Genomic DNA, 12,406 nt, shown 5'->3' with positions numbered 1-12,406 from the left:
ATGGGCGCCAATCACCTACGCTAAGGCCCCACTTGTATACGTAATACTCGTCGGTTTGGCGATGGCGACAGCTCAACCTCACGACCATTAACTTTAACCTTGGCAAAATGGGCATTACCCAATTTAATATCAAAAGGGGCCAGCCCCTTCAGTGCAATATTTTCACTACTTTTCGCTAAACGGGCAACTAAGCGCACGCCGTTACCATCAAAAACTTCAAGCCAGCACTCGCCACTAAACGTGAGTACTAACTCATCTTTACCCTGCAATGTCGACGGTGATTGTGTGCGATTAGCCACCGTATTGTGAGCGCTAGTAGGGTCTATCACAGCGTCAGCACTACCGCCGCCTCGTAAGGCGATTTTGTCAGGTGCGATTTCTACTTCACTTTTGAGTGCAGGCTGCTCGCTCGACATAGGATTGGCTGCTTCGCCGTCGGGTAAGGTCTGCCCAACCGAGGCATTGATATTAGGCGTGCTGTCACTCAAAGCCGGTGGTAGCTGCTCTTGCGCTAGCATACTGATATTGGTGCGCACAAAAGCCGAAGACGAGGTGCCCGCCACATTCTCAATCGCACGACTTGTACGGTGATCGTTTACCTCTGACGCTGGAGAAAGAGCACGTTCAGGTGGCACTCGCGCAAGTGTTTCTCTTGCCTGCTGTGTAATGTACCACTGGCCTAAACCCAAAAAAACAATCAGTGCCAACCCACTCGCAATCCAAGACCCCAAATTAATGCTTTTAGCGCGTACTGGCGCTGGATTATCACTGCGCTCAGCCATCTCCCTTTGTTTAAAATAAACCCCTAACGTAGCAATCAAAGGAGCAGAGGGTAAATCGACCTGCGCAGCAAAGGCCTTAACATAACCGATCACAAAAGCGGATGATATTCCCACTTCACTATAATCATCTCGTTCAATGGCTTCTAAGCGATATTCTAAAATACGCGTACTCTGGCTAATTTGCGCTAAAGTTAAACCCTTAGCTTGCCTAGCCGCGGCTAACTGCTGACCCGGTGTTGGCTCAGTGCTTATTGATGACACCGTGGTCGTCTCAGTCGGTGTTTTGGCGCTCATAGCACACTCCTCACCAGCCATAACGTTGCACTGCTGTAATCAAAATCACTGCCTGCTAAGCAGTGCTGAGGTATCGCGCACATCATAGATGCAACAGACATCGGTGCAACTTGAGTGTTTATCATCAGTTATTCTCAATCAGCTGTTTATACTGCAAATACTCTCGTGAATACCCAAATAGATTCTTTAATGCCATAGCTTGGCTAGCCATTTTATCTTTATGACCAAATGTTCTATCAATACGAATACCCAGCCATAAACTTCTTGCAGAGGGCTCAGAGTATCGATTGAATCGATCTAAGTATTTTTTAGCCATTGAATAATCTTGCTCTTGATAAGCCAAATCGGCTAATTCTAGCGCTGGCGAGGCTGAGTTTTTACGCAGATTTAGTGAATGAGTAAATGCCGCTTTTGCTCGCACTTTATTACCCAATGCAAGCGCACAGCGCCCGACAAAATATAAAGACTCAGCGCGCTGAGGAAAGACTAAATTTGTTGCTACAGATTCAAATTGCTCCATGGCTTCTTTATAGCGCTGTTGCCGCGATAAAAACAAACCGTATTTAAACTCAGCCGACGATATCATGCTGTCATCGGCATACCGAATGCTTTTTTTAAAGGCGGCTTCAGCCTCTGCTATTTCACCATTCATTTGGTGAACCAATGCCAACCCCTTTAACGCTTCAGGGTTTTTCCTATCAATGTCGAGCACCTCTAAAAACTGCCTTAGAGCTTGATCACGATTACCCGTGTCAAGGTACTTCATACCTAACTCAATGCGCGTATCCAGCGCCTTGCGAGGGTCAGCATCGACCTGATGAACGCCGCCTGTCGAAACACAAGCAGCTAAGAAAAACACGAACATCGCTAAAACTATTTTATGCATTGTTGAAGCTCCATTGTCGTCTGCGCTTTAATTATGAAGAGTGAGACATAATTTTAACAACGTCTTCAGAAACCACACCAGGCAAGCCGTAGCGCTCGCTACGACGGGTTTTATCATTGACCGCGCCGGCCAACTGCCCACAAGCGGCATCAATATCTTCTCCGCGCGTTGTTCGAACGGTTGTTGTATAGCCCGCTTCAACTAAAATTGTTTGAAAGCGGCGCAAGGCGTTATTACTCACCCTTTTATAATTCGATAGATTAAAGGGGTTGAAAGGTATGAGGTTAATTTTTACGGGTATATCTTTCAATAGTACCGCTAATTCTTCGGCATGCTCAGGGCGATCGTTGACATGATCAATTAATGTATATTCAATCGTAATTTTGCGACGATTATCAGGCAAGCCTGTGATATAGCGTTCGGCGGATGCCAATAACATGGCAATCGGGTATTTTTTATTAATAGGTACCAACTCGTTACGCAACGCATCATTTGGAGCATGCAAAGAGATTGCCAAACAAGCATCTGTATAATCACCTAACTTATCGAGCATCGGCACAACACCGCTCGTGCTGAGAGTCACGCGGCGTTTAGATAAACCATAGCAGTTGTCATGCATCATGAGGTTCATCGCATCTACTGAATTATCAAAATTCAATAACGGCTCCCCCATGCCCATCATTACAACGTTAGTCACTTTACGTGGGCCTTTTTCGGCTAACTGGCCAAAAGATTTAGCCGCGATCCAAACTTGGCCAATAATTTCGGCACATGTTAAATCGCGGTTAAAGCCCTGCTTCCCCGTCGCACAAAAGCTACAATCCAAAGAACACCCTACCTGAGAAGAAACGCACAAGGTTCCACGCTCACCATCAGGGATAAACACCGTTTCGACCGCGTTACCCCCGCTAACTTCAATCAGGAATTTCCGTGTGCCGTCAACACTATCCCACTGCTTGATCACATGAGGCGGGTGAATAACGGCGATTTTTTTGAGCTTTTCGCGCAGTACCTTAGAGATATTACTCATCTCGTCAAATTCAATAACGCCAAACTGATGAATCCACTTTAAAACTTGTGTTGCTCTAAATTTCTTTTCACCAATACTTTCAAAAAAAGCAATCAGCTTCGCCTCACTTAACCCCATAAGGTTAACAGGCTCAGCAACAACAGCATCTTCAGTTTGATTCATCGCAGTATCATTTACGAGAGGGGTACCACAGGACATAAAACCTTCTTGCCTTAACGGCTAAACACTTCACTATCAGAAAAGAAAAAGGCGATTTCACGCGCAGCAGAGGCTTCAGAGTCACTACCATGAACAGCATTACGGCTAGTTTCTTCGGCAAATTGCGCTCGGATAGTGCCAGCAGCGGCTTCTTTTGGGTTGGTCGCGCCCATGATTTCGCGGTGCTTAGCAATAGCGCCTTCACCTTCAAGTACTTGTACTACTACAGGTCCGCTAATCATAAAGTCGACGAGCTCACCAAAAAAGGGGCGCTCTTTATGCTCAGCATAAAACTCACCCGCTTGCTCAGCACTTAAAAACAACATTTTTGAACCTACCAACTTTAAGCCAGCCTCTTCAAAACAAGTATAGATTTTACCAATCACGTTTTGACTAACAGCATCAGGCTTAATGATTGAAAGGGTACGTTCAACAGACATAGACATCTCCAAATAACGATTGACAGCACCAGCTATATGCTAGCGCCAAAAATTGCCGAATTATACGGTGTTTTGTTACAAAGTGCTAAGAGAGAGCCACGCTAATAGCTTGCAAAATCACATAGCGCTCAAATGATACTCTTTCGGCTCAAGAAAACGCCACAAACACTCAATTCAAACCAGCCCTCCTCCTGCTTACAGAAAAAAAGAACACTCAATATCTACAAATAACAGAAAATATTCTAAAAATGTCATAAAAACTTCATTTAAAAGTGGTAAGCGACTGGTAACCTAGTCGGATCAATAATAAAAAATACATTATGCATAAAGCGTAGACGCAGGAGAACACGATGAGCAGCACCCCACGAAAACTCAATACCTCAACCACCATTCAATACAACACCAACAACCCATTTAAAGGCACCTGCCTAACGCTGGCATTCGCACTCTTTTCTGTATCGACACTTACTATGCCTGCACTAGCAAAACCTTTAACAACCGGCACTCTCGATACGCACAACAGCTCGCCACACATGACCCCTGCCACGTTCAACTTTGATGGTCATACTATTGAGAGTCGAATACAGCCAAAGCATTTACCGCAACCGCCGCTGAATATCGCTGTGTACTGCCAAAGCACCATCAGCACTGAAGGTAAAAACTTATCAACTACATGTTTTGATAAGCATCAAACGGCTCATTTAGAAACACAAATAGTTGCGGCACTGAACACACTAACCTTTATACCTGCTAGCATTGATGGCAAAAATGTTGCCGTAAGAATGAATTACCGCGTTATCTATCAACACGATAAAGACGCAGCACACTCTGTGTTGCTAATACCCAATTTAGGTTCATTACAAGCTGAGCTAGGCGTTAACTACAGCGAGCCTCAAGAGCTTGTTTCTAAAGGCTGGTTTGAACCACTTAAAGCTACCGGCGAGCTAAGCGGCTCCTTCTTTAAGCACAACCATACAATAACTCGAGCCTCTGCCTCTATTACCCAAAAGGGCAAAGCACAGCATGTGAATATCATAGATACAGCCAATCGCAAGTATTCTCACACACTCACCAAAGCCCTTGAGCGTGCTCAATTTATTCCTGGCTACATTGATGGCAAACCAGCTACCATGAAATACTTAGCAGTGGCGGCCTACAATAACTAAAGTTAGTGCCTAAAAAACTAAAGTTAGCACCTCAAAATTAGTACCTAAAAGTTAGTCACTAAGCGCCGCCTGACATTATCCTAGAGACTCATCTAGCCAAGCCCAAACATCCAATACCTAAACTGATATCTAATACCCAAAACTAAAAAAGCCGCAGCCTATTGCTAGGATGCGGCTTTTGAGTTTTTGAGTACTGACACACTGATCAGTTATTTGAGCTTATATTTGGCGCCTTCAAATACACGATTCTCAAACGACTCAACAGCACCAGAAGCTAATTGATTGCGCAATTGCTGCTCCATGGCGTCGCGCTGCTCTTTCGGCAGATTGTCAACATCACCGTCAACAACTTCACTCAAAACTACCACCGTCAGGCCTTCAGCACCATTGACTGTCGTCACCGCGGGGCTCTTTGCATCTGGACGTGGCAGGCTAAAAGCTTCACGGGAGACCATAAAGTCAACATCAGTGTTGCTGCGCTCTACGCCTTCATAGTTATTAAAGCTATATTCGCCTTCTTCTGCAACAACTTCGGGCTTTTCGCCTTTTTCGATTGCTATCACGACATCCGCAGCCAAAGTCTGTAGCTCATTAATCACTTTGGTTTGTGTAATTTGCTGAGTGATGCTTTCTTTTACATCTTCTAAAGGTTGAACTGTAGCAGGAACCTTCTGCTTTAAACGTACAACAAAAGCCCGTGAACCTTCAACCTCGAGCACTTGGCTATTCTGCCCCTGCGCATAAACATCCTCAGCAAACGCAGCATTAGCAATGACAGTATTTGCTGCTATACCAGTACCGCGACCGCGTGCAAATAGATCAGTTGACTTCACGGGAACGCCTAAGGCCGATGCCGTAGCTGATAGATCAGAAGCACCGAAAGAAACCTCTTCCAGTACTTGAATTTTCTCCAAATATGCGACACTCGCTTTTTGTTCGCGCAACATAGCAGCCAACGCTTCTTTGCGTGATTCAAAGCTTTCAGGCTCAACAACAACTTTTTCGTCTAAGCGAATAAAATGCGTACCAGCATCCGTAACAACAGGCGCCGATACATTACCGGCACTGAGTGCTTTAGCAGCTTCTTCAAACTCAGCAGGGAAAGCACCTTCAACCATTAAACCCAACTCGCCACCTAAGGCTTTAGAACCTAAATCATCTGAGTATTCTTTGGCTAAATCGGCAAATGCTTGGCCTTCTTTCAATTTGGCACTAATCTCGGCGATTTTCGCTGCCGAATCATCCGCACTTTCAATCAGTATATGAGAAACACGATACTCAGTGCCGCCTTGAAACTCTTGCTGCTCACGATCGTATTCAGCCTTTAGCTCTTTATCACTCACATTTTGTGTTTTAGCAAGATCAGCGATGGTTACTTCTACATACTCTAAAGCGACCTTCTCAGGCTCGGTAAACTGCGCTTCATTGGCTTGATAGTATTGTGCAATCTCCTCATCTGTGACGGTTACCTTATCTTCAACCAATGAACGTGAAATTTCAATCGTCGCAAAGCTGCGCTTTTGACCGGCAATAGCGGCCATAGCATCCATTTCGGCTTGAGTAACAAACTCCGTTTGGCTCACGCCATTAAATAACTGACGCAGTACGTAAGCATTAGCCTCAGATTGTGCCAAGGTGGCGGGCGTGTAGCCATAAGCTGCAATATAGTTATTAAGCTGTGCTTTGTTAAACTCACCATCACGAGTAAACGCCTTTGCAAGCTCCGCCTTAACAATACTCGGAGATACATTCATACCTTGCTCTGAAGCCGCATGATGCAGTGCTTTTTGACGCACCAAATTCATCAATGCAGGTGTACGCAAGCGATCATCATTCAGCATATCGCTGGTTTCATCTAGATCAAACTGCTGGCGCAAGCGATTTTTTTGCTGCTCGATAGCACGCAACAACTCTATCTCGCTCACGTCCTCACCATTGACAGTCGCAACCTCGCTACCGCCAACTGAGTTAACAAACAATGATTCAACACCAAACAAAACCATTGCAGCAACAGCTACACCTACTACTATTTTAGCGGTAGGGCCTTTCATATTTTCACGCATGCTTTGCAGCATTATGCACTCCTACAGACTCATCACGAATCGCATATTAAAAAAGGCGCTGATACTAGCGCCTTTTGAATAACTTTTTGCTCGACTAATTATCAAACCCAACAACGAATAACAATTGTCACATTCCATTCAAACTCAGAACAAATAACAAGCTACTAGATTGCACTTCTAACCTCTAAAAATGCAATGTAAAGCTCTATAAAGCGTGTTCAGTTAACCATTCACAGCATCTTTAAGCGCTTTGCCCGGCTTGAATGTTGGAATGTTGGCAGCCGCAATTTCAATAGGCTGACCCGTTTGCGGGTTGCGCCCTGTTCGCGCTGCACGCTCTTTAACTAAAAAAGTACCAAAACCCACTAAAGCCACCTGATCACCATCTTTTAGCGCATTAGTGATCGATTCGGTCACTGCGTCTAATGCACGACCCGCTGCGGCTTTAGAAATATCTGCCGAAGCAGCAATGGCGTCAACCAATTCAGATTTATTCACGAAACTAACCCCTCTATTATTATTCGATGCAAGTGTTTTAAAAAACTATTCCAGCGCAGATGCACCTTTGTTCAGTTTAAACCCAAATACGGCTGAGCCTAATCAATGTAGCACGGCTTGGCAGCAAGCAGCAAAAAGATTACCGCGCAGCCTGTAACAATACATAGCCTATAGCAATACATAACCTGTAACAATATACAGCCTGTAATGACAGAGAACTACGGTTTCTAGCATACTGCAGGCTTTGCGCCAACGGCGGACTGCAATTTATACCAACTGCATAAGGAGCGGTCAAGAAAACCCCGCAACAATTGGCACTCATTTATCGCGATATTGATTTTTTGTACAGCAAACAACCAATATCGCGTTTTTTTAATGGGTATTAGGTCGCTCTTTTTCACTTGAGGATGAAAAAGCCGCGGCTTCTAGGGCTTCAAATTCAGCGTCACTGTAAGGTGTTAGAGGCCTTTCGAGCGCGACATCTAAGACCTCATCAATCCATTTGACCGGTTTAATCACCAAATCCGCCTTAATATTATCGGGGATTTCGCGCAAATCTCCTTCATTATCTTTGGGGATAAGTACAGTTTTAATACCGCCGCGATGAGCTGCTAGCAGCTTTTCTTTTAAGCCGCCAATTTTTAAGACTTCACCGCGCAATGTAATTTCACCCGTCATCGCCACATCAGAACGCACCGCGACATCAGTAAAAACAGACACCAAAGCAGTACACATTGCGATACCCGCAGATGGCCCATCTTTTGGTGTTGCCCCCTCGGGCACGTGTATGTGTAAATCATGCTTATCAAAGTGATCAGGAGCCACACCCAAAAACTGCGAACGCGAGCGTACAACGGTAATTGCCGCCTGAATAGACTCTTGCATAACATCCCCCAAAGAGCCCGTTTTCACCATGCGCCCTTTACCTTTTACAGCCGACGCCTCAATGGTTAAGAGTTCACCGCCCACTTGGGTCCATGCAAGCCCTGTGACTTGACCAATTTGATTTTCCTCTTCTGCTCGACCGAAATCAGCTTTTTTCACACCGAGCATCTCTTCAAGATTACACGATTCGACAAGGCATTTAGGCGATTTAGCGCTGCCCCGTACATGCTTAGTGACCACTTTGCGGCAAAGCTTAGCAATTTCACGGTCAAGCCCTCGCACACCCGCCTCGCGTGTATAAAAGCGAATAACATCACGTAAAGCCTCTTCGGCAATAGTGATCTCACCCTCTTTAAGGCCATTGGCCTTCACCTGTTTAGGGATCAGATAACGCTGAGCAATATTCAGCTTCTCATCTTCGGTGTAACCCGGTATACGAATAATCTCCATACGATCCAATAAGGGCCCAGGGATATTCATTGTATTAGAGGTACATACAAACATGACATCTGAAAGATCGTAATCGACTTCAAGATAATGATCGTTAAAACTATTATTTTGCTCGGGATCTAATACCTCGAGTAAAGCACTGGCCGGGTCACCACGATTATCCATGCCCATCTTGTCAATTTCATCGAGCAAAAAAAGCGGGTTCTTAACTTCAACCTTAGACATTTTTTGAATCAACTTACCCGGCATAGAACCAATATAGGTCCTGCGGTGGCCACGAATCTCCGCTTCATCGCGCACACCACCCAGTGCCATACGCACAAATTTACGGTTAGTCGCGCGCGCAATGGATTCCCCTAAAGAGGTTTTACCAACTCCCGGAGGGCCTACCAAGCACAAAATCGGCCCCTTCATTTTACGCACCCGCTTTTGGACAGCCAAGTACTCTAAAATACGATCTTTAACTTCCTCTAGGCCATAGTGATCAGCGTCTAAAATCTCTTGAGCGCGAACCAAGTCGTGCTTCACTTTACTGCGTTTAGACCAAGGAACGTTGATCATCCAATCAATATATGAGCGCACCACTGAAGCCTCTGCCGACATGGGTGACATCATTTTTAGCTTACTAAATTCTGCGCGCGTTTTCTTTTCAGCCTCTTTTGGCATCGCCGCATCAATAATCTTCTGCTCAAGCTCCTCATGTTCAGATGGCTCATCGCCACCGTCGCCAAGCTCGCGCTGAATAGCTTTCATTTGCTCATTGAGATAGTACTCGCGCTGACTTTTTTCCATTTGCTTTTTAACGCGACCGCGAATGCGCTTTTCAACCTGAAAGAGATCAGCTTCGGCATCCATCAAACCTACAAGGTGCTCCAAACGCTTAAGAACACTGTACATCTCTAAGATGTCTTGCTTTTGCGATAACTCTAAAGACATGTGGGCAGCAATAGTGTCTGCCATTCTGCCGGGCTCATCAATACCATTCAAAGAGGTCATAACCTCAGGCGGTACCTTTTTACTCATGCTGACATATTCATCAAAGCGCTTAAGTAATGATTGCGCATAAACTTCAACTTCTTTAGGGTCATAATCATCGGCCGGTACGGCAGTTGCTTGCGCAACATAATAATTATCGACAGGTGATACAGCCTGCACATCAGCACGCTGGCGCCCTTCAACGAGTACTTTGACCGTACCGTCGGGCAAACGCAACATTTGAAGGACTTGCGAAATAGTCCCGACTGTATACAGATCGTCGGGCGTAGGCTCATCAACACCCGACTGCTTTTGCGCTACTAATAAAATTTGCTTATCATCTTGCATCGCCTGCTCTAAAGCAGCGATTGACTTCTCACGCCCCACAAATAACGGTATTACCATATGGGGGTAAACCACTACATCGCGCAATGGCAACAGAGGTAAAGTAGTAGGCGTATTCCCACTAGCCGGATGTGTATCCATGATATATCCTCAAAAAGCTCTGCATAAAGCAGAATGACCAAGAGCTATAAGTATGGTCTCTTAGCCAAAAAACAACTAAAAAAAAAGGCCTCTAGAGCTAGAGACCTTTTCAAACACAAAAAGTGACTATTCGTCGGTTGCCGCTTTCGCGGGCTTTTCTACAGCTTCGTAGATCAGCAGTGGCTCAGACTCGCCCCTAATCACAGAATCATCGACAACAACCTTAGACACACCCTCTTCGGAGGGCAGTTTGTACATTGTTTCTAGTAATACCGATTCCATAATCGAGCGCAACCCGCGCGCACCGGTTTTGCGCTCCATCGCCTTATTTGCCACAGCTTTCAGAGCTTCTTCACGGAAATCAATATCTACGCCTTCCATCTCAAACAAGCGACCATATTGCTTCACCAATGAATTTTTAGGTTCAGATAAAATAGCCATTAACGCAGCTTCATCAAGCTCATCAAGCGTTGCAACAACAGGCAAGCGGCCAACAAACTCAGGAATCAAACCAAAGCGCACAAGGTCTTCGGTTTCTAGGTTTTTAAGTGTTTTACCCACATTGACTTTTTCGTCTTTGCTTTTTACCTCAGCACCAAAACCAATCCCGCCTTTTTCGGAGCGATCTCGGATAATTTTATCGAGGCCAGCGAACGCACCACCACATATAAATAATATATTCGATGTATCAACTTGCAAAAATTCTTGCTGAGGATGCTTGCGCCCACCTTGTGGAGGTACCGAAGCTACCGTGCCCTCAATGAGTTTAAGCAAAGCCTGCTGTACGCCTTCACCCGACACATCGCGCGTAATCGATGGGTTATCTGATTTGCGTGATATTTTGTCAATTTCATCAATATACACAATACCTTGCTGCGCTTTTTCAACATCGTAATCGCACTTTTGCAAAAGCTTTTGGATGATATTTTCAACATCTTCACCCACATAACCTGCTTCGGTTAAAGTCGTCGCATCAGCAATGGTAAAAGGTACGTTCAATAAGCGAGCCAAGGTTTCGGCCAATAAGGTTTTACCACTACCCGTTGGGCCAACCAGCAAAATGTTACTTTTACCTAGCTCAATGTCATCTTTCTTTTTGCCACCTTTACGTAAACGCTTATAGTGGTTATAAACAGCAACGGCCAGCACTTTTTTAGCTTGACGCTGACCGATGACATAATCGTCCAGCGTGGTGGCTATTTCATGAGGTGTTGGCAATGCATCAGAACCACCTTCGGACTCAGCCTCTTGGACTTCTTCACGAATAATGTCATTACATAAATCAACACACTCATCGCATATAAATACAGAAGGTCCGGCGATTAGCTTTCGCACTTCATGCTGACTTTTTCCACAAAACGAGCAGTAAAGTAATTTACCGCTGTCATCTTGATCTTTAGTGTGGTCGGTCATTAAACCTCTCCGCCATTGTTTCTTTCTAACGGATTCAATCCGTCCTCATTAAGACCCAGCCTTTATTGCTGGGGCACACTCATCATCAGTAAGTGCAAGCGCTATATCTACAAGCTTAGCTGTTACAGTGGGGGCTGCCAAAAGAAATACAATACACTTTTACAACCCTTTTACTCTAAACGGCCAATCTAGATCAGCTCTCAGCCGGCGTGATGCGACTACTAAGAACCTCATCAACTAAACCGAACGCCTTAGACTCTTCGGCACTCATAAAGTTATCGCGCTCTGTGGCTAAAGCAATTTCCTCAACACTTTTACCCGAATGCTCTGCCATCAAACTATTCAATTGCTCACGAATCTTCAAAATTTCTTGCGCTTGAATATGAATATCACTTGCTTGACCTTGGGCGCCACCTGACGGCTGATGAATCATCACACGCGAGTTAGGCAAACAGTAACGCTTACCCTTTTCACCAGCTGATAACAAAAATGCTCCCATACTACAAGCCTGACCAATACACATTGTACTGACATTAGGCTTAATGAACTTCATGGTGTCATAAATAGACAAACCCGCAGTCACCGAACCACCAGGCGAATTAATATATAAATGGATATCTTTATCTGGGTTTTCAGCTTCTAAAAACAACAACTGCGCAACCACAAGGTTGGCCATATGGTCTTCAACCTGCCCCACCAAAAAAATAACTCGTTCTTTAAGTAACCGAGAATATATGTCATACGAGCGCTCACCGCGAGCGGTTTGCTCTACAACCATTGGCACCAAGGCAGCGCTTGGGCTTGCAGGCATAACCCCTTGAATATCAATTTTAGACATAA

General features: G+C 44.9%; 10 protein-coding genes. 1 reads left to right on the top strand and 9 read right to left on the bottom strand.

The features are described 5' to 3' along the window. Positions 1–20: 20 nt before the first annotated feature. The 4 genes from AC438_RS07710 to ndk form a co-directional block, all read right to left on the bottom strand. Entirely contained in the window at positions 21–1,076 is a 1,056-nt protein-coding gene (locus tag AC438_RS07710) for a RodZ domain-containing protein (protein ID WP_053980673.1), read from the bottom strand. 124 nt (positions 1,077–1,200) lie between these two features. Further along, entirely contained in the window at positions 1,201–1,962 is a 762-nt protein-coding gene (pilW, locus tag AC438_RS07705; protein WP_053980672.1) for a type IV pilus biogenesis/stability protein PilW, read from the bottom strand. Positions 1,963–1,993: 31 nt separating this feature from the next. Continuing rightward, complete coding sequence (gene rlmN, locus AC438_RS07700) at positions 1,994–3,154, bottom strand: dual-specificity RNA methyltransferase RlmN (RefSeq protein ID WP_156317032.1); 1,161 nt, start codon at positions 3,152–3,154, stop codon at positions 1,994–1,996. A 50-nt stretch (positions 3,155–3,204) separates the two neighbouring features. Then, the gene (gene ndk / locus AC438_RS07695) at positions 3,205–3,630 is read right to left on the bottom strand and encodes a nucleoside-diphosphate kinase (protein ID WP_053980670.1); all 426 of its coding nucleotides are present in this window, start codon (positions 3,628–3,630) and stop codon (positions 3,205–3,207) included. A gap of 350 nt (positions 3,631–3,980) precedes the next feature. Here ndk and AC438_RS07690 point away from each other — a divergent pair, with 350 nt between their 5' ends. After that, complete coding sequence (locus tag AC438_RS07690) at positions 3,981–4,796, top strand: hypothetical protein (RefSeq protein WP_053980669.1); 816 nt, start codon at positions 3,981–3,983, stop codon at positions 4,794–4,796. Between the two features lie 209 nt (positions 4,797–5,005). On the opposite strand, the gene AC438_RS07685 is transcribed toward AC438_RS07690, so the two are convergent. The 5 genes from AC438_RS07685 to clpP form a co-directional block, all read right to left on the bottom strand. After that, positions 5,006–6,871 carry a SurA N-terminal domain-containing protein gene (locus tag AC438_RS07685; RefSeq protein WP_053980668.1) on the bottom strand — a complete coding sequence of 622 codons (1,866 nt, stop codon included), beginning with the start codon at positions 6,869–6,871 and terminating at the stop codon, positions 5,006–5,008. A 210-nt stretch (positions 6,872–7,081) separates the two neighbouring features. Next, a complete protein-coding gene (locus AC438_RS07680) occupies positions 7,082–7,357 on the bottom strand; it encodes an HU family DNA-binding protein (protein WP_053980667.1) in 276 nt (91 codons plus the stop codon). A 372-nt stretch (positions 7,358–7,729) separates the two neighbouring features. After that, positions 7,730–10,153, bottom strand: coding sequence for an endopeptidase La (gene lon, locus AC438_RS07675; protein ID WP_053980666.1), 2,424 nt, complete (start codon positions 10,151–10,153; stop codon positions 7,730–7,732). 126 nt (positions 10,154–10,279) lie between these two features. Then, positions 10,280–11,566: an ATP-dependent Clp protease ATP-binding subunit ClpX gene (gene clpX, locus AC438_RS07670; protein WP_053980665.1), complete on the bottom strand. Its 1,287-nt coding sequence runs from the start codon at positions 11,564–11,566 to the stop codon at positions 10,280–10,282. Between the two features lie 193 nt (positions 11,567–11,759). After that, a complete protein-coding gene (gene clpP / locus AC438_RS07665) occupies positions 11,760–12,404 on the bottom strand; it encodes an ATP-dependent Clp endopeptidase proteolytic subunit ClpP (protein ID WP_053980664.1) in 645 nt (214 codons plus the stop codon). Positions 12,405–12,406: the final 2 nt, after the last annotated feature.

The organism is Marinagarivorans algicola, from assembly GCF_001292705.1.
Lineage (GTDB): Bacteria > Pseudomonadota > Gammaproteobacteria > Pseudomonadales > Cellvibrionaceae > Marinagarivorans > Marinagarivorans algicola.
The sequence above is the reverse complement of the archived record's forward strand: the minus strand, read 5'-3'. Positions and strand labels throughout refer to the sequence as shown.

Bases quoted from the DNA above. Each gene is read 5' to 3' on its own strand.
- AC438_RS07710 (WP_053980673.1), bottom strand. From the start codon at position 1,076: ATGAGCGCCAAAACACCGACTGAGACGACCACGGTGTCATCAATAAGC.
- pilW (WP_053980672.1), bottom strand. From the start codon at position 1,962: ATGCATAAAATAGTTTTAGCGATGTTCGTGTTTTTCTTAGCTGCTTGT.
- rlmN (WP_156317032.1), bottom strand. From the start codon at position 3,154: ATGAATCAAACTGAAGATGCTGTTGTTGCTGAGCCTGTTAACCTTATG.
- ndk (WP_053980670.1), bottom strand. From the start codon at position 3,630: ATGTCTGTTGAACGTACCCTTTCAATCATTAAGCCTGATGCTGTTAGT.
- AC438_RS07690 (WP_053980669.1), top strand. From the start codon at position 3,981: ATGAGCAGCACCCCACGAAAACTCAATACCTCAACCACCATTCAATAC.
- AC438_RS07685 (WP_053980668.1), bottom strand. From the start codon at position 6,871: ATGCTGCAAAGCATGCGTGAAAATATGAAAGGCCCTACCGCTAAAATA.
- lon (WP_053980666.1), bottom strand. From the start codon at position 10,153: ATGGATACACATCCGGCTAGTGGGAATACGCCTACTACTTTACCTCTG.
- clpX (WP_053980665.1), bottom strand. From the start codon at position 11,566: ATGACCGACCACACTAAAGATCAAGATGACAGCGGTAAATTACTTTAC.
- clpP (WP_053980664.1), bottom strand. From the start codon at position 12,404: ATGTCTAAAATTGATATTCAAGGGGTTATGCCTGCAAGCCCAAGCGCT.